This window comes from Actinoplanes sp. NPDC049681 (genome assembly GCF_044465265.1).
Lineage (GTDB): Bacteria > Actinomycetota > Actinomycetes > Mycobacteriales > Micromonosporaceae > Actinoplanes.
The window spans coordinates 463,352-482,620 of the sequence record NZ_JBITLP010000007.1 but is presented as its reverse complement, the minus strand read 5'-3'; the positions used below and the strand labels follow the sequence as shown (position 1 = coordinate 482,620).

The 19,269-nt window shown below is 70.9% G+C and carries 17 protein-coding genes; 6 read left to right on the top strand and 11 right to left on the bottom strand.

Features of this window, described 5'->3' with window-relative positions:
- Positions 1-17: 17 nt before the first annotated feature.
- Positions 18-1,169 carry an acyl-CoA dehydrogenase family protein gene (locus ACIBO8_RS27275; RefSeq protein ID WP_396118152.1) on the top strand — a complete coding sequence of 384 codons (1,152 nt, stop codon included), beginning with the start codon at positions 18-20 and terminating at the stop codon, positions 1,167-1,169.
- A gap of 3 nt (positions 1,170-1,172) precedes the next feature.
- Here ACIBO8_RS27275 and ACIBO8_RS27270 read toward each other — a convergent pair whose 3' ends face one another.
- Positions 1,173-1,778 carry a hypothetical protein gene (locus tag ACIBO8_RS27270; RefSeq protein ID WP_396118151.1) on the bottom strand — a complete coding sequence of 202 codons (606 nt, stop codon included), beginning with the start codon at positions 1,776-1,778 and terminating at the stop codon, positions 1,173-1,175.
- A gap of 227 nt (positions 1,779-2,005) precedes the next feature.
- Here ACIBO8_RS27270 and ACIBO8_RS27265 point away from each other — a divergent pair, with 227 nt between their 5' ends.
- A complete protein-coding gene (locus ACIBO8_RS27265) occupies positions 2,006-2,413 on the top strand; it encodes an SSI family serine proteinase inhibitor (protein WP_396118150.1) in 408 nt (135 codons plus the stop codon).
- Between the two features lie 54 nt (positions 2,414-2,467).
- Here the strand turns inward: ACIBO8_RS27265 and ACIBO8_RS27260 are convergent, their stop codons facing one another.
- The 4 genes from ACIBO8_RS27260 to ACIBO8_RS27245 all read right to left on the bottom strand — a co-directional run bounded on the left by ACIBO8_RS27260 (position 2,468) and on the right by ACIBO8_RS27245 (position 6,568).
- Entirely contained in the window at positions 2,468-3,307 is an 840-nt protein-coding gene (locus ACIBO8_RS27260) for a formate/nitrite transporter family protein (protein WP_396118149.1), read from the bottom strand.
- A 268-nt stretch (positions 3,308-3,575) separates the two neighbouring features.
- A complete protein-coding gene (locus ACIBO8_RS27255; RefSeq protein WP_396118148.1) occupies positions 3,576-4,220 on the bottom strand; it encodes an FMN-dependent NADH-azoreductase in 645 nt (214 codons plus the stop codon).
- A 79-nt stretch (positions 4,221-4,299) separates the two neighbouring features.
- The gene (gene glpK, locus ACIBO8_RS27250; RefSeq protein WP_396118147.1) at positions 4,300-5,793 is read right to left on the bottom strand and encodes a glycerol kinase GlpK; all 1,494 of its coding nucleotides are present in this window, start codon (positions 5,791-5,793) and stop codon (positions 4,300-4,302) included.
- A 19-nt stretch (positions 5,794-5,812) separates the two neighbouring features.
- Entirely contained in the window at positions 5,813-6,568 is a 756-nt protein-coding gene (locus ACIBO8_RS27245; protein ID WP_396118146.1) for an IclR family transcriptional regulator, read from the bottom strand.
- Between the two features lie 138 nt (positions 6,569-6,706).
- Here ACIBO8_RS27245 and ACIBO8_RS27240 point away from each other — a divergent pair, with 138 nt between their 5' ends.
- From ACIBO8_RS27240 to ACIBO8_RS27230, 3 genes are read left to right on the top strand one after another with little or no spacing between them, the layout of a single operon-like run.
- On the top strand, positions 6,707-7,549 hold the full coding sequence (locus tag ACIBO8_RS27240; protein ID WP_396118145.1) for an MIP/aquaporin family protein: 843 nt from the start codon (positions 6,707-6,709) through the stop codon (positions 7,547-7,549).
- A complete protein-coding gene (gene glpK / locus ACIBO8_RS27235) occupies positions 7,542-9,059 on the top strand; it encodes a glycerol kinase GlpK (RefSeq protein WP_396118144.1) in 1,518 nt (505 codons plus the stop codon). The genes ACIBO8_RS27240 and glpK (ACIBO8_RS27235) overlap by 8 nt, the downstream gene beginning before the upstream one ends.
- A gap of 46 nt (positions 9,060-9,105) precedes the next feature.
- Positions 9,106-10,761 (top strand): glycerol-3-phosphate dehydrogenase/oxidase, encoded by a 1,656-nt coding sequence (locus tag ACIBO8_RS27230; RefSeq protein ID WP_396118224.1) that lies wholly within the window; start codon positions 9,106-9,108, stop codon positions 10,759-10,761.
- Between the two features lie 51 nt (positions 10,762-10,812).
- Here the strand turns inward: ACIBO8_RS27230 and ACIBO8_RS27225 are convergent, their stop codons facing one another.
- The 3 genes from ACIBO8_RS27225 to ACIBO8_RS27215 all read right to left on the bottom strand — a co-directional run bounded on the left by ACIBO8_RS27225 (position 10,813) and on the right by ACIBO8_RS27215 (position 13,512).
- Positions 10,813-12,657, bottom strand: a complete 1,845-nt coding sequence (locus ACIBO8_RS27225; protein ID WP_396118143.1) for a caspase family protein — start codon at positions 12,655-12,657, stop codon at positions 10,813-10,815.
- Positions 12,654-13,022 (bottom strand): hypothetical protein, encoded by a 369-nt coding sequence (locus tag ACIBO8_RS27220; RefSeq protein ID WP_396118142.1) that lies wholly within the window; start codon positions 13,020-13,022, stop codon positions 12,654-12,656. Before ACIBO8_RS27220 ends, ACIBO8_RS27225 begins: the two co-directional genes overlap by 4 nt.
- Before the next feature lie 121 nt (positions 13,023-13,143).
- On the bottom strand, positions 13,144-13,512 hold the full coding sequence (locus ACIBO8_RS27215) for a hypothetical protein (RefSeq protein WP_396118141.1): 369 nt from the start codon (positions 13,510-13,512) through the stop codon (positions 13,144-13,146).
- 86 nt (positions 13,513-13,598) lie between these two features.
- Between ACIBO8_RS27215 and ACIBO8_RS27210 the strand changes: the two genes are divergently transcribed.
- Positions 13,599-16,715, top strand: a complete 3,117-nt coding sequence (locus tag ACIBO8_RS27210; RefSeq protein ID WP_396118140.1) for a COR domain-containing protein — start codon at positions 13,599-13,601, stop codon at positions 16,713-16,715.
- Between the two features lie 38 nt (positions 16,716-16,753).
- Here ACIBO8_RS27210 and ACIBO8_RS27205 read toward each other — a convergent pair whose 3' ends face one another.
- From ACIBO8_RS27205 to ACIBO8_RS27195, 3 genes are all read right to left on the bottom strand, one after another.
- The gene (locus ACIBO8_RS27205) at positions 16,754-17,524 is read right to left on the bottom strand and encodes a hypothetical protein (protein WP_396118139.1); all 771 of its coding nucleotides are present in this window, start codon (positions 17,522-17,524) and stop codon (positions 16,754-16,756) included.
- A 63-nt stretch (positions 17,525-17,587) separates the two neighbouring features.
- A complete protein-coding gene (locus tag ACIBO8_RS27200) occupies positions 17,588-18,007 on the bottom strand; it encodes a DUF1801 domain-containing protein (RefSeq protein WP_396118138.1) in 420 nt (139 codons plus the stop codon).
- 3 nt (positions 18,008-18,010) lie between these two features.
- Positions 18,011-19,180 (bottom strand): hypothetical protein, encoded by a 1,170-nt coding sequence (locus ACIBO8_RS27195; protein ID WP_396118137.1) that lies wholly within the window; start codon positions 19,178-19,180, stop codon positions 18,011-18,013.
- Positions 19,181-19,269 lie beyond the last annotated feature (89 nt).

Here is a 19,269-nt window from a genome sequence, read left to right as displayed (position 1 = left end):
TGGGTATGAGGCCCCGCATGTCGGAGCTGCTCATCGGTGACCTCTACCGTTTCCAGGACCTGCTCACCCCGGCGGACGCGGAGATCGTCACCCGCGTCCGGGCTTTCCTCGAGGCCGAGGTGGCCCCCATCGCCAACGACCACTGGGCCCGCGCGGAATTCCCGTTCCCGCTCGTGAAGGGCTTCGCCGACCTGGGCATCGCCGGCGCCAAGCACTCCAACCTGCTGTCCGGCTGGTTGGCGCTGGAGATGGCGCACGCGGACGCCTCGATGGCCACGTTCTTCGGCGTGCACTCGGGCCTGGCCATGGGCAGCATCGAGACCTGCGGCTCCCCCGAGCAGCAGGAACGCTGGCTTCCGGGGATGCGCGCGTTCGACGCGATCGGCGCCTTCGCGCTGACCGAGCCGACCGGCGGTTCCGACGTGGCGGCCGGCCTGCGGACCACCGCGCGCCGCGAGGGCGACCGGTGGATCCTCAACGGCAAGAAGCGCTGGATCGGCAACGCCACGTTCGCGGACCTCATCGTCGTGTGGGCCCGCGACCTGGAGGACGACCAGGTCAAGGGCTTCGTGGTGCACCAGGACAACCCGGGCTTCGAGGCGACGAAGATCGAGAACAAGATCGCGCTGCGGATCGTGCAGAACGCCGACATCACGCTGACCGACTGCGAGGTGCCGGAGGCCGACCGGCTACAGAACGCCCGGACGTTCAAGGACACCGCGAAGATCCTGCGCCAGACCCGCAGCGGGGTGGCGTGGGAGGCGGTGGGGGTGATGCTGGCCGCGTACGAGATCGCCCTGGCGTACGCGAAGGAGCGGGAGCAGTTCGGCCGCCCGATCGGCAAGTTCCAGCTGGTCCAGGACCTGCTGGTGCGGATGCTCGGCAACGTGACCGGCTCGCTGGGCCTGTGCGTGCGCCTCGCCCAGCTGCAGGACGCGGGCGAGTTCCGCGACGAGCACTCGGCGCTGGCGAAGGCGTACACGACGACCCGCATGCGCGAGGTGGTCGGCTGGGCCCGCGAGCTGCTGGCGGGCAACGGCATCGTGCTCGACTACGACATCGGCCGTTTCGTCGCGGACGCCGAGGCGCTGTACTCGTACGAGGGCACCCGCGAGATCAACACGATGATCGTGGGACGCGCGGTGACGGGTCTGAGCGCCTTCGTCTGAGCATCACAGGCGCTTGGCGCAGGCGACCCGCCGCTCACCCGCCCGCTCTCCGACGGTGAAGGACACATCGGTGCCGGCGGCGCAGGGGTTGATCAGCGCCGCCGCGGCCGAGTTCGCCTTGACGGTCTCGATCGTCAGGACGCGGAATCGCGACTTCCCCTTGCCGCTGCCGCACCGGATCTCCGCCACGTCGCCCTTGCTCGAGGCGGTCACGCAGTCGCCCACCACGATGGTGGGTCCACCGCCGTTGCCCGGGTCGCCCGGGTGCGGCGGCTTCAGGCTGCGAACGCAGACGTAGCCGCCCGGGCTGTCGCCGGCGAGCGGCGGTCCCAGCTTGGTCAGCTCGACGACCTCATCCGTCTCGTCGGGACAGTCCACCGACCTCCGGCCGAGCTGCGCGGCCACGGCCGAGTCCGGTGCGAACCGCGAGAGGATCGAATCGGTCGCGGCGGGATCCGCACAGGCGACCTCGCGATACTCGCCCGCGCCGGGGCCGGTACGCGGTCCGATGCACGAGCCGACCGCGAACTGGACGGCCGGGCTCGTCTCGACGACCACCGGCTCGGCCTCGCCCGCGCAGGCGGCCGCACCCACGGCGACAATTCCCATAACGGCCACTGTGGCCCACCGAAGCCGCACCTTTGCCTCCGCTCCCCGTTCCGTGCCGGGCATTGTAGCGACGACCTCGAATCCATGCGGCCGCGGTGGAGGGCCGGCTTGCAACAACCTGTTTCAGGAAAGGACCTATTTTCTCCCTATGCTCTCCGTTGGCCCGCGCCACACGAAGGCGGGGCGAGGAAACCCTCACAACGGGTTCCGCACAAGGAGGAAGAAAAGTGAAGACAGCGACCCGCAGTGCCGCCGGTCTGCTAGCTCTCTGCGCCGCCGGAGCCGGCATTCTCGGCCTGGCGGCCCCGGCCGCGGCGGACACCGCACCCCCGGCCTCCACCCTGGCACTGATGGTGCAGGGGCCTGCCGGCCAACCGCCCAGGATCACCCTGCTCAGCTGCCGGCCGCCGGCCGGCGATCACCCCCGCGCGGCCGACGCCTGCGCCACCGTCGCGGCCGTCGACGGCGACCTCGCCGCCCTCAACGTCGAGCCCGACGGCTTCTGCACCCGCGAATACATGCCGGTCACGGCCACCGCGACCGGCTTCTGGCAGGGCCGGCCGGTGCACTACCGCGAGACCTTCCCGAACCGCTGCGAGATGCTGCGCGAGACGGGCGCCCTCTTCGACTTCTGAGCGGCCGGAGCCGGTGAAGGTGGCGTCCGAACGCCACCTTCGCCCCGGCCGAGGTCAGGTCAGCTCGCGCGGCCTCTCCTTCGACGGCTCCTCGCGCAGGTACATGTACCAATAGGACGTGGCCACGAAAACGACGGCGCCGACAAGATTACCGAGAAATGCGAACAACCAATTCCGCAGGGTGTCGTCCCAGCCGATGCCCGGCACCCCGGCGAAAATGGCGGCCGGCAGGAAGAACATGTTCGCGATGACGTGATCGAAACCCATCGCCACGAACGCCATGATGGGAAAGAAAATGGCCAGGATCTTGCCGGAGACCGAGTCCGCCGCCAGCGAGAGCCACACCGCGAGGCACACCAGCCAGTTGCAGCCGACCGCCCGCAGGAAGATCTGCCAGTCGGTCTCGTGCAGCGCCTTGGCCCCGGCGATCGCGGCGAGCCGGTCGTAGGTCATCGCGCCCGAGGTCCCGGCATCGCTGCCGAGATGGCCGATGACCCCGGTCTGCACCGCCAGGAAGAACGCCACGAACACGGCGCCGATCAGGTTGCCGATCAGTACGAGCGTGAAGTTGCGGGCCACGTCACCCCAGCCGAGCCGCCCCTGCATGGCGCCGATCGGCACCAGCAGCATGTTGCCGGTCAGCAGGTGGGAGCCCGCGATCAGGACCAGGACCAGCCCGAGGGTGAAAGCGGCCCCGGTGAACAACGTGGGCAGACTCCCCCACGTCTTCGGGTCCAACCCGGACGACACGGCGATGGCGACGAGCCCGCCGAAGGCGATGTACGCGCCGGCCAGGAACGACCCGACCAGGGTCTTGTCCCACCGCAGCTCGGCCTTCTTGACGCCCGTCGCCACCGCCGCGTGAGCGATGTCCGCCGGTTCCTTGGTCGCCACCGCACGCCCTCCCGCCTGCCGTACGGCCCTGAGCCGCGGCGTCACGCCGGAGATACCCGTGAATGAACGGGCCTACTCACCTCACCGTTCCCGGGTCGGAGCAGCTCCCGGGGCACCGCGTTGCGCCAGGCCGCGCCGACCGGACCAGGGCGATCCGCTCGTCGATCCCCCGCCGGCCTGATCCGGCGGGACCATCGGCAGGGGCGGGCCGGAAGAGCCGGGCGCAGGGCGGGGCATTGCCGGATTGTTCCCGGGGACCGGCGACGGATCAGGCCTGCAGGGCGGGCGCCACGCGGTCGGCGAGGCGGCGGGCCTCGTCGATGCCGGCCTCGATCGCCGCGGCGCGCCGCTCCTCGCCCAGGTCGGTGGGTTGCACGTTGACGAACGAGATGTCGGTGATGCCGACGAAGCCGAAGATGGTGCGCAGGTAGGGCTCCTGCATGTCGAGGGCCTGCATCGGGCTGCCGGCCGAGTAGTCGCCGCCCCGCGAGGTGATGCAGACCAGCTTCTTGCCTCCACAGAGGCCGGCGGGCACGCCGTCGGGCCCGTACGCGAAGAGGTAGCCGGGCTGGACGATCGCGTCGATGTAGTACTTCAGCGCGTACGGGATGCTGAAGTTCCACATGGGCGAGGAGATCAGGCAGACGTCCGCCCGCTGGAACTGGGTGATGAGCTGTTCGATGGTGCGCCACGGCGCGGCCCGGGACGGCTCGATCGGCCGGCCGCGCATGAGGTCGTACTTGGAGTCGATGTTCTGGCCGGCGACGGCCGGCATGTCGGCGGAGAACAGGTCCAGCGTCTCGATCTCGGCGGCCGGGCAGGCCGTGCGGATCTGCTGCAGGAACGCGTCCGAAGCGCGCAGCGTCGCGGAGACGGTCGTGCGGGGTGTGGCGACGACGTGGAGCAGCAGCATCGGGACTCCTGGCGAAGGAAAGGATGACTTATCCGGATTCTTCCGCCTGGTGGGGTTGTTCGACGCGAAGGACACTCCGTCAGTCGGGCTGGATCCAGTCGAAGGTGCGTTGCACCGCGCGCCGCCAGTTCCGGTATTCGGAGTCGCGGCGGCTCGCCTCCATCGCCGGCAGCCACTGGGCCGCCCGGTGCCAGTTGCGCCGCAGGTCCTCGAGGTCCGGCCAGTAGCCGACCGCGAGCCCGGCCGCGTACGCCGCGCCCAGGGACACCGTCTCGGACGCCAGCGGCCGGACCACCGGGACGTCCAGGACGTCCGCGATGTACTGCATGAGGAGGTTGTCGGCCGTCATGCCGCCGTCGACCTTGAGCGTCTTCAGGGTGAGGCCGGAGTCGGCGTTCATCGCGTCGACCACCTCACGGGTCTGCCAGGCCGTCGCCTCCAGGACCGCCCGGGCCAGGTGCCCCTTGGTGATGTACGAGGTCAGCCCCACGATCACGCCGCGCGCCTCGGAGCGCCAGTGCGGGGCGTACAGGCCGGAGAAGGCCGGGACGATGTAGCAGCCGCCGTTGTCGGCGACCGTCCGCGCCAGGGTCTCGATCTCCGGGGCGCTGGCGATGAGTTCCAGCTGGTCGCGGAACCACTGGACCAGCGAGCCGGTGATCGCGATCGAGCCCTCCAGCGCGTAGTGCGCCGGCTCGCCGCCGATCTGGTACGCGACCGTGCTGAGCAGCCCGTTGTCCGAGCGGACGAGCTCCGTACCGGTGTTGAGCAGCAGGAAGCTGCCCGTGCCGTACGTGCACTTCGCCTCTCCGGGGGTGAAGCACGTCTGGCCGAACAGCGCCGCCTGCTGATCCCCGAGCGCGGCTCCGATCCGTACCCCCGGGAAAGCCGCCGCCGCCGTCCCGAAGACCGCCACCGAGGGTCTGACCTCGGGCAGCATCGCCCGGGGGATGCCGAAGAAGTCGAGCGAGTCCGGCGACCAGTCGAGGGTGTGCACGTCGAGCAGGTTGGTGCGGCTGGCGTTGGTGACGTCGGTGACGTGCAGGCCGCCGGTCAGGTTCCAGATCAGCCAGGTCTCCATCGTGCCGAAGAGCACCTCGCCGCGTTCCGCCCGTTTCTGCAGGCCGGGGGTGTGGTCAAGCATCCAGCGCAGCCGGGGCCCGGAGAAGTACGTGGCCAGCGGCAGGGCCGAGCGCTGCTGCACACCGTCCGCGTCCGGCTCGGTGAGCAGGTGGTTCACCAGCGAGTCGGTGCGGGTGTCCTGCCACACCAGGGCGCGGCCGATCGGCGCCCCCGTACGCCGGTCCCAGACCACGGTGGTCTCCCGCTGGTTGGCGATGCCGACCGCGGCCACCTGGTCCAGGGTGATGCCGGCCCGGCTCAACGCTTGGGGGGCGAGCCGTTCCACATTGCGCCAGATCTCGGCGGCGTCGTGCTCGACCCAGCCCGGTTTCGGGAAGTACTGCTTGTGCTCCTGCTGGGCGAGGGACACGAGCTGGCCGCGCCGGTCGAACACGATGCACCGCGTCGACGTGGTTCCCTGGTCGATCGCGACCACGTAGCGCTCGGTCATGAGGTCCCTCCCCTGCGTTTCAGTGCCGGGCGGCTCCCAGATCGCGGGAGACCGCACGGGCGGCGTCGCGGACGTAACCGATCAGCCGCTGGTGCGGCCGGTAGCGGCTGTCGCAGATGCGCTCGACGAGGCCCGACACGCCGATCGCGCCGACGACGAGGCCGCCGTAGCCACGGATGGGTGCCGCGACCGCCGCCTGGCCGACGGTGTACTCCTCGATCTCGGCGGCCCACCCCACCTCGCGGACTTTCTCCAGATCCGTGGCGATGTCCTTGGCGGCGACGAGCGTACGGTGTGTGAAGCGTTCGGGCGAGGCCTCCGGCCGGGCCGCCCGGTACGCCAGCAGCACCTTGCCGAGCGCGGTGGCGTGCAGCGGCAGGAGCGTACCGATGTCGAGGGTCTGGAAGGTGTCGTCGGGACGGAAGACGTGGTGCACGACCAGCACCCGGCCCTCGAGGACCGTGCCGATCCGGACGGCCTCGCCGGAGCGCGCCGCCAGCGGGTCCGCCCAGTTGATCGAGCGGGACCGCAGCTCGTTGATGTCGAGATAGCTCGTGCCCAGGTGCAGCAGGGCGGCGCCGAGCTGGTAGTGGCCCGACGCCCGGTCCTGCTCCACGAAGCCGACGTGCTGCAGAGTGCGCAGGATTCCGTGCACCGTTCCCTTCGCCAGATCGAGCGAGCGGGATATCTCGGCGAGCCCGAGCCGCCCCGAGCCGCCGGCGAGCATCCGCAGGATCGCGGCAGCTCGCTCGATCGACTGGACCGTTCCGGGCACGTTACGGACTCTATGCCACGACGTAACCCGAGCCCACCGGTTCGCGTTCGACATTGTCGAACGGCACCTCCGGCCAACGTTCGGCATTGCCGAACGGCGTTCATTGCCCGCGTGTGACGTCGTTCATAGCTTCACTGCATGGCAGCACGCTTGAAGATTCCGGGACTCGCCGGCGAACTCGCCGCCGAGTTCGCCGGAACGATGATCCTCATCCTCTTCGGGGTCGGTGTCGTCGCCCAGGTCGTGGGCGGCGGTATCGGCGACCACGACAGCATCGCCTGGGCCTGGGGCCTGGGCGTGATGCTCGGCGTCTACGTGGCCGGACGCATCAGCGGCGCACACCTCAACCCCGCGGTCACCATCGCGCTCGCGGCCTTCAAGGGCTTCGAGTGGCGCAAGGTGGCTCCCTACTGCACCGCCCAGTTCCTGGGCGCGTTCGTCGCCGCCCTGCTGGTGCGGTGGAACTACACCGAGGTCCTCCACCAGGCGGACCCGAACCTGACCATCAAGACCCAGGGCGTCTTTTCGACCCTGCCGGGAAACGGGACACTCCCGGTCGGTGAGTGGGGCGCCTTCCGCGACCAGATCATCGGTACGGCGATCCTGCTGTTCCTGATCCTGGCCATCACCGACGCCGCCGGCACTCCCCCCGGCGCCAACCTGGCACCGTTCATCATCGGCCTGCTCGTGGTCGGCATCGGGATGGCCTGGGGCACCGACGCCGGCTACGCGATCAACCCGGCCCGCGACTTCGGCCCGCGCCTGGCGAGTTACTTCACCGGGTACGGCGGGGCGTTCCGCGATCAGACCGGCTACCTGTATTTCTGGATACCGATCGTCGCACCGATCATCGGCGGCCTGCTCGGCGCCGGGCTGTACCAGGTGCTGGTCGGGCGCTTCCTGCCCAAGGAGGAGCCGCCGGAACCGGGTCGCCTTCCCACCCCAGAAACCCCCGAGACCGTGGAGGCACGACGTGGCTGACTTCGTCGGCGCAGTGGATCAGGGCACCACCAGCACCCGTTTCATGATCTTCGATCATGGCGGCAACGAGGTGGCTCGCCACCAGCTCGAGCACGAGCAGATCCTGCCGCAGGCCGGCTGGGTGGAACACAACCCGAACGAGATCTGGGACCGTACGGCCACGGTGATCCGCACCGCGATGCAGAACGCCAACCTGAGGGCGAGCGACCTGGCCGCGCTGGGCGTCACCAACCAGCGGGAGACGACCGTGGTGTGGGACCGGCGCACCGGGCGGCCGCTCTACAACGCGATCGTCTGGCAGGACACCCGTACCGACCGGATCGCCTCCGCCCTCGACCGGGACGGGCGCGGCGACGTCATCCGCCGCAAGGCCGGCCTTCCCCCGGCGACCTACTTCTCCGGCGGCAAGATCCAGTGGATCCTCGAGAACGTCGGCGGGGTCCGCGAGGCGGCCGAGCGCGGCGACGCTCTCTTCGGCAACACGGACAGCTGGCTGCTCTGGCACCTGACCGGCGGCGTCGACGGCGGCAACCACGTCACCGACGTGACCAACGCCAGCCGCACCATGCTGATGAACCTGGAGACCCTCGACTGGGACGACGAGCTGCTCGGGTTCTTCAACATCCCGCGGCAGATGCTGCCGGAGATCCGGCCCTCGTCCGACCCGAACACCTACGGCGTCGCCCGCTTCCCGGGCTCGCTGGGCGGGGAGGTGCCACTCACCGGCGACCTCGGCGACCAGCAGGCCGCCACGGTGGGCCAGGTCTGCTTCAACGTGGGCGAGGCCAAGAACACCTACGGTACGGGCAACTTCATGCTGCTCAACACCGGCAACGAGCTCGTACGCTCGGAGAACGGCCTGCTCACCACGGTCTGCTACAAGTTCGGTGACGCCGCGCCGGTCTACGCCCTCGAGGGCTCGATCGCCGTGACGGGTTCGGCCGTGCAGTGGCTGCGCGACCAGCTGCACGTCATCAACAATGCGGCGGAGAGCGAGACCCTGGCGGCCTCGGTGCCGGACACCGGCGGTGTCTACTTCGTCCCGGCGTTCTCGGGCCTGTTCGCGCCGTACTGGCGGTCCGACGCGCGCGGTGCGATCGTCGGGCTCTCCCGCTTCAACACCGACGCGCACCTGGCCCGGGCCACCCTCGAGTCGATCTGCTACCAGACCCGCGACGTGGTCGAGGCGATGGCGCAGGACTCCGGCGTGAAGCTGGACGTGCTCAAGGTCGACGGCGGCATCACCGTCAACAACCTCTGCATGCAGATCCAGGCCGACGTGCTGGGCGTCTCCGTGAGCCGCCCGGTGGTGGCCGAGACGACGGCGCTCGGCGCTGCATACGCAGCGGGTCTCGCGGTCGGCTTCTGGAAGTCGACCGACGAGCTCCGCGACAACTGGAACGAATCGCAGCGCTGGCAGCCGGAGTGGTCGGCCGAGCAACGCGAGGACGGGTACGGCCGCTGGAAGAAGGCCGTCCAGCGCACTCTCGATTGGGTAGACGTTGACTGACAACACAGCTCTTTCTCCCGCCGGCCGCGAGGCGGCGCTGACCGCCATGGCCGAGGGCGAGCTGGACGTGCTGGTCGTGGGCGGCGGTGTCGTGGGTGCGGGTAGCGCCCTCGACGCCGTCACCCGCGGCCTGAACGTCGGGCTCGTGGAGGCCCGCGACTTCGCCTCGGGCACCTCCAGCCGGTCCAGCAAGCTGATCCACGGCGGCCTGCGCTACCTGGAGATGCTCGACTTCGCGCTGGTCCGCGAGGCGCTGCGGGAACGCGGGCTGATCCTGCAACGGCTCGCCCCGCACCTCACCCGCCCGGTGCCGTTCCTCTACCCGCTGCAGCACCGGGTCTGGGAACGGCTGTACGCGGGCACCGGCGTGCAGCTCTACGACCTGATGGCCACCACCCACGGCGGCCTCCCCCGGCACCGCAACCTGTCGCGCCGCGGCGCGCTGCGGGCCTGCCCGGCGCTGAAGAAGGACGCGCTGGTCGGCGCGCTGCAGTACTACGACGCGCAGGTCGACGACGCCCGGCACACCATGTTCCTGGCCCGCACGGCGGCCGCGTACGGCGCGCACGTCGCCTCCCGCGCGGAGGTGGTGGGCTTCCTGCGCGAGGGCGAACGGGTCACCGGCGTCCGCGTGCACGACCTGGAGCACGACCGCACCTTCGAGATCCGCGCCCAGCAGGTGGTCAACGCCACCGGCGTGTGGACCGACGACACCCAGGCGCTGGTCGGCGAGCGCGGGCAGTTCCACGTCCGCGCCAGCAAGGGCATCCACCTGGTGGTGCCGCGCGACCGGATCCAGTCGTCCACGGGCCTGATCACCCGTACGCCCACGAGCGTGCTCTTCGTGATCCCCTGGGGCCGCCACTGGATCATTGGCACCACCGACACCGACTGGGCTCTGGACAAGTCGCACCCGGCGGCCTCCAGCACCGACATCGACTACCTGCTGAGCCAGGTCAACCAGGTGCTGGCGACACCGCTCGACCGCACCGACGTCCAGGGCGTGTACGCCGGCCTGCGCCCGCTGCTGTCCGGCGAGTCGGAGTCCACCTCGAAGCTGTCCCGCGAGCACACCGTCGCCAGCCCGGTGCCGGGCCTGGTGGTCGTCGCGGGCGGCAAGTACACCACGTACCGGGTGATGGCCAAGGACGCGATCGACGCGGCGATCCACGGCCTCGGCCGCTCGGTGCCACGCTCGTGCACGGAACGCGTACCGCTGCTGGGCGCCGAGGGTTACACGGCACTGTGGAACCGCCGGCGCGTCCTCGCCGAGGAGTCCGGCCTGCACGTGGCCCGCGTCGAACATCTCCTCAAGCGCTACGGCTCGCTGGTGCACGAGGTGCTCGACCTGGTCACCGAGGACCCGTCGCTGGGCAAGCCGCTGGAAGGAGCCGACGATCACCTGCGGGCCGAGATCACGTACGCGGCCGGCCACGAGGGCGCCCGGCACCTGGAGGACGTGCTGACCCGCCGTACCCGCATCTCCATCGAGACCTTCGACCGCGGGGTGGCCGCGGCCCCGATGGCCGCCGACCTGATGGGCGACGTGCTCGGCTGGACGAAGGAACAGCGGGCGCGCGAGGTGGAGAACTACCGTCTGCGCGTGGAGGCGGAACGAGCATCGCAGGAACAACCGGACGACGAGACCGCGGACGCGGCGCGCCTGGGCGCCCCGGACGTCGTACCCCTGCAGTTGCAGTGACCGATCCGGGCCGGCCGGGCCTACGCATCCCGGCCGGCCCGAGGGGTCCCGCTATCGGGGCCCGCGGCGCTCTCGCCGCCGGCGCCGGATGCCGCGGATCGCCACGATGACGAGCGCCGCGAGCGGCACGAGGAAGCAGGCGTTCAGCCCGATCGCGGCAGCGGCCGGGTTCGCGTAGGGTTCACCGTTCGCGTCCGTCAGCTGGCCCTTGATCGTGGTGGCCAGGGCGGCCGCCTCGAAGACGGCCAGGACGACGATGCTCGCCCACAGCAGCGGGCGGCCGACCCAGCCGGCGACGGTTCTCCGGTTGTTCCTGCCGCGCGCCGCGCGAAGATCCGCTATGGTGCCGCCGGCCCGCGATCCCGGATCCTGGAGCAGCCCGGAGTGGGCGGCGCCGTACCAGGCCCGGCGCATGCCCTCGCAGAATCCGGCAAGGTACGCCGGCGACGGCGGGTAGCCCCACGGGGCCGCGTATCCGCCGAGGCACCGGGCGAGCGCGGGCAACCACGGCGCCGGCTGTCCCGTGGAGGCCCATTGGTGACGCCACGGGACCAGCCATCGCACCACGTCGAATCCGCAGGCCACAAGGCCGTCGACCACGGCCAGCGGCAGTCGCGCCATGGCCTCGGCGCCGTCCCGCTCCCCCTTGCGCGTATCCGCGTCGACCGCTTCACCGGGCGGCGCCGGCCGGGGAGCGGCCGCGGAGTGCCCGACCTTCGCCGTGGCCTTCACCCGCGACGGGTCCGGCACGGGCTGCCGGAGCCCCTTGGCGACGTCGACGGCCGCTTGCACCGCCACACCGAGCCGCTCGAAGTCGGCGTTCGCGCCGTACGGGTAGGACAGCGAGGCGAAGTCGTCCATGGGGGGCCGGCCGGCGTCCGGGCCGAGGGGCGCAAGGGGTGCGGGCTCGACACCCTCGAGGAGCAGCTGGAAGAAGCCGTGATGGAGCCGCGTGGCCGGACGCCCGGCGATGCCGATGAGCCGGCTGACGGGGAACCGGCGCTCGCCGTTGACGGCCGGGCCGACTCCCTCCTTGCCGATCACGATCCACTGCCCGTCGAAGGCGGCGTAGCCCTGTACTCCCTCGGCGCGGACGACGCCGTCCACCCGAGAGGGTGCCGGGGGCGGGGAGGGCCGCGCCGCCGCCTCGGCCACGACCAGGGCACCCTCGCCCACTCCGAGGCGGCGTGGACGCTGGGGCGACGGCCCGCTGACGACTCTGTCGTACACGTACTCGTACAGTTCGTCCACGGTGATGCGGCCGTCCCGGTTCAGGTCGGCGGCACCCGACGACAGGCCGCTGACCAGCGCCTCGGTGAAGTACGAGGGCCGCACGTCGGCGGACTCGGCGTCCTCGAAGCTGACCTCCGTCTCCCCCGAGGCCGTCAGCACGGCCAAACCGCGCCCCTCCGACGGTCCGCTCACCAGCGACTCGACATTCGCCGAGGTGCCGGAGCGGGCCCGCATGCCGTCGATGAAGGCACCGCTGAAGCAGCAGTCGATCAGCATGAGCGTCGCCTTGGACCGGCTCGCCGTGACGCGGTCGCGGACCCAGTCCGCGGATACCGCCGTGGAGCTCAGATACTCCTTCTCCGTGTCCGCGAAGGCGAAGTAGAGCTTTCCCCGGTCGTCCTGCACGCCGTGGCACGACAGATAGAGGACGTTGATGGCGTCCGTGGTCCTCGCCTGCGCGAGGAAGCCCTCGATCGCCCGCTGCGCCGTACGGCTCGGGCAGTCCAGCTCGGTGCTGACCTGGTATCCGCAGGACCCCGGGGAACCGAGGACCCGCTCCAATTCCCGCACATCGCGGCGCGGCGACCGCAACGACGCGAGAGTGGGATCGGCGAAAGTCGTGCACCCCAGCAGCAACGCCCGGCGCGCAGGCGTGCCGTTCATCTCGCCGCGTCGAGCCGGCTCAGATAGGCCGCGACGAGTTCGTCACGTTGAGCCCTGGTGACGTGCCCCTTGAGCCGGTGGCCCTCGATCTCGATCTCGATGTCGCCGGGCTGCCGGCTCAGCCACGAGGCGACGACTCCCATCAGGGCTTCCACGATCGAGGGAGCGAGCGTCACCACCAGCGCCCCGACGCTGAGCGCGTCACCCGATTTGGCTCCCGCGGGAGCAGGTCCGGCGGGTGCCGGTTTCGCGTCGTCCACATCCGTGGTGAGAATCGCCGTCCGGAGATCGCGCGCGCTTTCCTGCACCCGTTCCGGTTCGAGGCCGGCACCGAGCACCCGTACGTCGAGTGTCACCGTTTCCATCGTCTTACCATTTCCGTCGGCCGCACCAGGACACCACCGACCGTACGACGGAAAAGCTGCAGCTCAGGCCGTTCTCGGGAATGGCCACCCGTCCGGCCTGCAATGTTCCCGACAGTTGCGCTCAGCGCTGCGCATACCCACGGGACCGCCGTGCCGACCGGTGCACGGACCACCGCGGTGGCGATGTCGTCGTACGGCGCCGGGTCGCGATCGACGACGACCAGTCGGGGGCACCACGACGCCTCCGTCCCGGCCTGCAGCGGGCTTCGGGCGACCAGTACGACTTCGCCAGGGAGGCGATCCGGCCCACCGGTGCCGGATCCAGCCGTGCCCCGACCATCACGACGACCAGATCGAGGATGCCTCCGCAGCCGGCGCAGCGCCGGGCCCGGCCCGGCCGGTCGATCGTGGCCGGCGTCCGGGCGCCGCAGCCGGTGCAGACGGTCTCGCGGATCAAGCTGTGCAGCTCGAGGACCTTGCTCCTGTCCATGGTGGTCGAGGGTAGGCACGGATCATGGCCCGGGCGACCGATTAACCACCATGGTCTTCGTCGCCGTCCGCGGATACTGTCGGAGGGTGGCGGAGGATCTGTCGTGGCCGGTCCGGCTGACGCAGCGCGACTTTCAGGCCATGGTCACGGCCGGCGCCGAGGAGCTCAATCTCTTCCTGATGGATCCGCAGCGCGTTCTCACGCGGCTTCCTCCCGCGGTTCTCCGCCTGACCCGGCTGCGGTCGCTGCGGCTCGGCACCAGCCCCCTCACCGCCCTGCCGTCGTGGCTGAGCGAGCTTCCGGCCCTCGAGACGATCGACGCCCGGGCGGTCGAGCTGTCGAGCGTTCCCGAGCTGGAGAAGGCGTACCTCGCGGTCAACGCCGAGACGCTGTGGCGGTGCCGGGGCAGCTCGCTGCGGCTCGACCGGGTGTACGCCGTACGGATCACGTCGCGGACCTCGCCCGAGGCGCTGCAGCACCTCACCCGGCTCGCGGACGAGGGGCGGCTGTCGCTGTCGAGTCTGGGCGTCATCTCCACCTTCACCAAGGGCGACGGCATGGCGGCCACGGCAGCGCAGTGGCGAGCCGATCTCGGTGTCGTCATGCGGTGCCTCGAGCGGGTCCTCGAGAGCCAGCCCTACCTGCAGGAGCTGCGCATCATCGGGTATCCGCTGCAGCACGTCCCGGAGGCGATGCGACGGCTGACCGCCTTGACGCACCTGTCGCTGATCGGGGTGTGGCCGCCGAGCCTTCCGGACTGGCTGTTCGAGCTGCCCCGGCTCACCTCGCTCGACCTCGTCCACAACGACCTGTCGCGGTTGCCGGCGGCGGTCGAGCGGGCTCGCGAGCTCACCAGCCTCGACCTCTCCTACAACACGTTCGGCCACGTCCCGGACGGGGTGTGGGAGCTGCCCCGGCTCACCCGGCTGGACCTGTCGTGCTGCCCGCTCGAGTGGATCCCCGCGGACATCCTGCACCTCGACCACCTGACGGAGCTCAACCTCACGTACCACGGCGAGCAGCACTGGCTGCAGGCGCCGATCCCGCCGAGCCTGGTCGTGCCGCCGCCGGAGGTCGCCGCCAACGGGCTCGAGGCGATCAAGAGCTACTGGCTGCAGCGGCGGGAGGCCGGGCAGGACTACCTGTCCGAGGCCAAGCTGCTGATCGTCGGGGAGCCCGGCGCCGGCAAGACGTCGCTTGCCAAGAAGATCCTCAATCCCCTGTACGCGTTGCGGCACACCGAGGAGACCACCGAGGGCATCGACGTCTTCACCTGGCGGTTCCCCGCCGTGGTCCGCGTCGTCGAGAGCGAGGGCGAACGCCTGCTCGAGCGCGACTTCCGGGTCAACATCTGGGACTTCGGCGGCCAGGAGATCTACCACGCCACCCACCAGTTCTTCCTGACCAAACGCTCGGTGTACGTGCTGGTCTCCGACGAGCGCCGGGAGGACACCGACTTCCAGTACTGGCTCGAGGTGGTCAACCTGCTCAGCGGTGGCAGCCCGCTGCTCGTGGTCCAGAACCGCAAGCACGGGCGCACCCAGGCCCTCGACCTCGGTACGCTGCGGCAGGCGTACCCGAATCTCGTCGGCACCCTGAGCCTGGACCTGTCCGACAACAGCGGGCTGGAGGCGGCCGTCGGCCGGATCCGCCGAGAGCTGGAGTCGCTTCCGCACATCGGGACCGCCCTGCCCAAGACCTGGCGCGACGTGCGCACGACGCTGGAGAAGAACACCCGCGACTACATCACCGCGGAGGAGTTCTTCGGCATCTGCCGGGCGCACGGCTTCGTCCGGGCGGACGACATGCGCCAGCTCGGCGGCTTCCTGCACGACCTCGGGATCTGCCTGTACTTCCAGGACGACCCGCTGCTGCGCAAGACCGTCATCCTCAAGCCGGAGTGGGGCACCGGCGCGGTCTACCGGGTCCTGGACGACGAGGAGATCATCAACGCGCACGGGGTGTTCGGGCGCGCGGCGCTGCAGCGCATCTGGCACGAGCCCATGTACCAGGACATGCACGACGAGCTGATCCGGCTGATGGTGAAGTTCGCCCTCTGCTATCCGGTGCCGGGCTCCGACATCTACGTGGCGCCGCAGCTGCTGACGCCCACCAAGCCGGAGTACGACTGGGAAGACAGGGGCAGCCTGTCGCTGCGCTACGAGTACGCGGTCATGCCGAAGGGCATCGTCCGGAGGGTCATCGTCGAGCTGCATGACCTCATCGAGGGTGATGCCGTCTGGCGTACGGGCGTGGTCCTGGCGTACCGGACGAGCCGCGCGGAGATCGTGGAGGACTACCACCGCCGCCGCCTGCGCCTGCGCGTGACCGGGCCGGACCGGCACACGCTGCTGGCCGTGATCGACCGCGCGCTGGTGCGCATCCACCGCTCGTATCCCGAGATCAGGGTCACCAAGTACCGGCCGTGCGACTGCGAGGTGTGTGCCGTCGCGGAGGAACCGACCATGTTCGCCATCGCCGAGCTGGCCGACTTCGCCCGTACCGACGACCGGATCCAGTGCCGGGCGAGCCGCCGGATGATGGATCCGAAGGCGCTGCTGGCCGACCTGCCGGTGGACGAGACCACCGAGTACACCGCGGAGCCTGCCGGCGGCATGCGCGAGGGCAAGGCGGCCGCGCCCAAGGCCCCGCCGGAGGTCTTCGTCTCGTACAAGCGCGGCGGCACCGCCGAGCGCCTGGTCGACGAGATCGAGCGCCGGCTGAGCGGCCGCGGGATGCAGGTACGCCGGGACAAGAACGAGGTGCGCTACCGCGACCCGATCCGCGCCTACATGCGCCGGCTGGGCGCCGGGAAGTCGGTGATCGTGATCATCGACCAGGAGTACCTGAGGTCGAAGTACTGCATGTTCGAGCTGACCGAGATCGCGGCGCGGCCCGAGTTCGCCCGCCGGGTCTTCCCGATCGTGCTGCCCGACGCGAACCTGTTCGACCCGCTGGCCCAGGTCTCGTACGTCAGGTTCTGGGAGCGCAAGGCGGCCGACCTCAATCAGGCGATGCTCACCGTCCGGCAGAACGACCTGCAGGGCATCCGGGAGGACCTCGACCTGTATCAGCGGATCCGTACCGTGGTCGCCGGCATCCTGGACCTGCTCGCCGACATGGTGGCGCTGGCGCCGGATCACCGGGGGGTCGTCGACTTCGACCAGCTGATCCGCGCGCTGGAGGAACACAACGGCAGGTGAGCGCCGCCGGGGGCGGGCGGCGCTCACCTGCCGTCGGGTCAGCCGGCGAGGGTGCAGGGCGCGAAGCGCTCCAGGCCCTCCGGCTTGGCCGCGTGCCGCCCGATCGCCGTCTCGATCCGGTTCAGCGTCGCGACGCGCTTGTCCTCCAGCGGCCCGAGGATCGCGTTGCGGATGAAGTTGGGGCCGCCTTGCCCGACGGTCGTCGCGAGCCGCCGGTTCGCCTCGGCGATCTGGGTGTCGAGCAGCTCGAGGTTGCGGGTCACCTCGTCGCGGGCCTGCGCCGGGATCGACGGCAGGCCGCTGACCGCCGGGCAGGCGACGGTCGGCGCGGCAGCGGTGCCCGTGCCGGCGCCGGGTGCGGCGGTCTTGACGGCCGTGGGCTCGGGGGCCGCAGCCCCGCCGCCCTTGTTCAGCGTGCACGTCGCCAGCCGCTGCACATCGAGATCGGGCTTCGGCGCGGAACGCCCGATCGCCGTCGCCATCCGGTTGATGGCGGCGACGCGCTTGTCCTTCAGCGGCCCGAGGATCGCGTTCTGGATGAAGTTCGGGCCGCCCTCGCCGGCGCTGGTCACCAGGCGCTTGTTCGCCTCGGCGATCTGCGTGTTGAGCTGCGCGAGATTGCGCTGGATCTCGGCCTGGGCGCGGGCCGGCACGGCGCCCAGCGCGCCCGCGACGGCGGGACAGCTGACCGTGGGCGCGGCGGTCTCGCCGGCGGAGGCGACACCGAGCCCGGCACCGGTCAGGGCAACGGCCACAGCAGCGACGCCGGCGATCTGCCAGCGACGGGCGGAACTACGGGAGAATTGCATCTTCGCCTGAGCCTTCCTGTCGGGGGACCTCGGCGAGAAGTACGGGAGCGCTCCCACAACGGATCAATCCGCGGTGAGAGTCTTTCCGTCGAGTTTGCGGAAGCCGCTCGTGACGAGGGCGCGCAGCACGTCCGGGTCGACGTCCGAGAGGCGTCGCAGATGCAGGCAGGAGCGGCCGGTGCGGTGCGGGCCGAGCCTCGTCAGGAGGTGCTCGTCGTAGCCGGCGGACAGGTACACGGTCAGTGCCGTCCGGCGCGGCGACAGCCCGACCGGCGGCCAGTCGCCCTCCTGGCCGGAGGCGTACCGGTAGTGGTAGCAGCCGAAACCGATGATGCTGTCGCCCCACATCTCCGGAGCGGCCCCCGTCGCCTCCGCCATCAGGGCGACCAACGTCTGGGCGTCGGCTCGGCGCTTCGGATCCGGTACGGCGGCCAGGAAGTCGCCCACGCTGGCGCCGGTGCGTACGGTCTTGACCCCGGCCACCGCTCAGCCCGCCAGCTCGAGGACGACACCGTCGGCCAGGCGATACGGGTTCGTGGCGACCAGGGCACCGATGGCGCGCCGCAGCCGCGAGACTTCCGCGCGCACGGTGACGACGTGCTCGCCGTCGCCGTACAGGGCCTTGCTGAGCCGGCCCGCGGTCAGCCCCGGGCGGCCGGCGGCGTGCAGCAGGGTGAGGATCTCGGCGTGCCGGCGGGTCAGCGGCGCCCGCCACGGCTCCCCCTCCCCCGTCACCGACAGCACCGGCGCGCCCGCGAGGTCCAGGATCGCGCGGATGCCGCCGGGCCGTCCGGCCGGGCGGACGAGCCAGCCCTCGGCGAGGCGTTCGGGCAGGCACAACCCCATTCCGGGTACGGCGAGAGCGGTCCCGGCCCGCGGCGCGGCGATCCGGTCCCGGACGGCGACGCCGCGGTGGTGCGCCACCCAGCCGTGATCGTCGACGACGAGCAGCGGGCCCCCGGCCGCGCCGGCCACGTGTTCCGCGGAGCGCCGCAACCGGTCGAGCCGCGCCGCGTGGTGCCGCCAGAGCTGCGACTCGGCCAGCCGTACGCCGGTCTCGACCAGCGCGGCGATCGCCGGGTGCAAGGTGAGCGCCGGACCGCTGACGTCGACGATGCCGAGCAGCTCACCGGTACGCGGGTCGTGCAGCGGATGCGCGGCGCAGTACCACGCGTGCTGAGCCTGCTCGAAGTGCTCGGCGGAGAAGAGCTGCACCGGGGCGGCCTCGACCAGCGCGGTGCCGATGGCGTTCGTGCCGACCACCGGCTCCGTCCACACGGCACCCTCGCGGAAGCCCAGCCCGTCGGCGCGGCGCAGCGTGGCCGGGGCACCGTCACGCCACAGGATCACGCCGTCGGCATCGGTGACGACCATGAGCGCGACGTCGCGGATGACGTGGGCGAGCTCGTCGATGACGCCGTGCACCGGCGACTCGCGGCGACGGCGTTCGAGCTCGTCCGGGCGGCAGGGCTCGCGCGCGTTGGCCCGGTCGGGGTGCAGCCCGGCGCGCAGCACCCGGGCCCAGGAACGTTCCACGACGGCACGCGGGCGCAGGGACGTACGGCTGCCGCTGAGCACCGCATGGTGGACGCGCCTGAGGTCGCGGGCATGCCGTGAGAGGTCGGTGCCCGGCAGGATGGCGTTGAAGTCGCCCATGTCCAGGCGACTGTAACCCGATGGTTGTGATCGCCGCCACAGTCGGCCCGTGCAACACGGTGCAACCCTTTTGCCCGTACGGGGTCCGG

What these genes read in the sequence shown, in the direction of transcription:
- ACIBO8_RS27270 (WP_396118151.1), bottom strand. Translation starts at nt 1,778, where the DNA reads ATGGGAATTGTCGCCGTGGGTGCGGCCGCCTGCGCGGGCGAGGCCGAG.
- ACIBO8_RS27220 (WP_396118142.1), bottom strand. Translation starts at nt 13,022, where the DNA reads ATGGAAACGGTGACACTCGACGTACGGGTGCTCGGTGCCGGCCTCGAA.
- glpK (WP_396118147.1), bottom strand. Translation starts at nt 5,793, where the DNA reads ATGACCGAGCGCTACGTGGTCGCGATCGACCAGGGAACCACGTCGACG.
- ACIBO8_RS27240 (WP_396118145.1), top strand. Translation starts at nt 6,707, where the DNA reads ATGGCAGCACGCTTGAAGATTCCGGGACTCGCCGGCGAACTCGCCGCC.
- ACIBO8_RS27215 (WP_396118141.1), bottom strand. Translation starts at nt 13,512, where the DNA reads ATGGACAGGAGCAAGGTCCTCGAGCTGCACAGCTTGATCCGCGAGACC.
- ACIBO8_RS27225 (WP_396118143.1), bottom strand. Translation starts at nt 12,657, where the DNA reads ATGAACGGCACGCCTGCGCGCCGGGCGTTGCTGCTGGGGTGCACGACT.
- ACIBO8_RS27255 (WP_396118148.1), bottom strand. Translation starts at nt 4,220, where the DNA reads ATGCTGCTGCTCCACGTCGTCGCCACACCCCGCACGACCGTCTCCGCG.
- ACIBO8_RS27195 (WP_396118137.1), bottom strand. Translation starts at nt 19,180, where the DNA reads ATGGGCGACTTCAACGCCATCCTGCCGGGCACCGACCTCTCACGGCAT.
- ACIBO8_RS27275 (WP_396118152.1), top strand. Translation starts at nt 18, where the DNA reads ATGTCGGAGCTGCTCATCGGTGACCTCTACCGTTTCCAGGACCTGCTC.
- ACIBO8_RS27230 (WP_396118224.1), top strand. Translation starts at nt 9,106, where the DNA reads ATGGCCGAGGGCGAGCTGGACGTGCTGGTCGTGGGCGGCGGTGTCGTG.
- ACIBO8_RS27205 (WP_396118139.1), bottom strand. Translation starts at nt 17,524, where the DNA reads ATGCAATTCTCCCGTAGTTCCGCCCGTCGCTGGCAGATCGCCGGCGTC.